Source organism: Rhodococcus sp. T2V, assembly GCF_029269925.1.
Taxonomy (GTDB): Bacteria; Actinomycetota; Actinomycetes; order Mycobacteriales; family Mycobacteriaceae; genus Rhodococcus_F; species Rhodococcus_F koreensis.
The window spans coordinates 1-776 of record NZ_JARJBD010000337.1; the positions used below are offsets into that span (position 1 = coordinate 1).

Consider the following 776-nt stretch of genomic DNA (forward strand, 5'->3'; position numbering starts at 1 on the left):
AGGGCTTGTTCGAGAGGACGGGAAACCTGTGGCGGGCACAGGGTCGGCGAGCGCGTTTGGAGTTGAAGCACTTCGGGCGCCACGTCATGACCCAGTCCGTTCTCCATCCTGACGAGGTAGTGGGGTGGCGCGGGGAAATCCGGGACGGCAAGGTCGTCGAACCCGAGGAGTCCGAGGACGACAACGCGGAACCGGCCGACGACGAAGAGCCGCAGGACCAGGACGACGAGTCCGGCGAGTACGAGGAGGAAGAGCCGGAAGACGAGTCCGGCGAATACGAGGACGAGGAGCCGGAGGAAGAGCCGGACGAGGAACTGGAAGACGAGTCCGGCGAATACGAGGAGGAAGAGCCGGAAGACGAGTCCGGCGAATACGAGGAGGAAGAACCGGACGAGGAACCTGAGGAGGAGTCGGGCGAGTCCGAGGACGAAGAACCCGAGGAGGACACCGCCGAGGACGAGGCCGAGGAGGAAGAGCCTGAGGAGGAGCCCGAGCCGCGCCGGCGTCGTCCCCAGAAGGCCGCTGCACAGAAGACCCCCGCGAAAAGGGCCGCAGCGAAGAAGACCCCCGCGAAGAAGACTGCCGCGAAGAAGGCCCCCGCGAAGAAGGCCGCTGCACAGAAGGCCCCCGTCAAGAGGGCCGCTGCTAAGAAGACTCCCGCGAAGAAGGCGACACCGCGGCGGCGGAGAGGAGCACGCGCATGACCACGGCAGGTGGACCCAGCTCGAGTAGTCTCGCCGACGTCATCGACACCATCCTCGACAAGGGCCTCGTGA

The 776-nt window shown here is 66.0% G+C and carries 2 pseudogenes; both read left to right on the plus strand.

From position 1 onward, the window contains the following. Positions 1-704, plus strand: a pseudogene (locus P3H15_RS54235) (cyclase); the annotation flags it as partial. After that, positions 701-776: pseudogene (locus P3H15_RS54240) on the plus strand (gas vesicle protein); the annotation flags it as partial. The pseudogenes P3H15_RS54235 and P3H15_RS54240, both read left to right, overlap by 4 nt.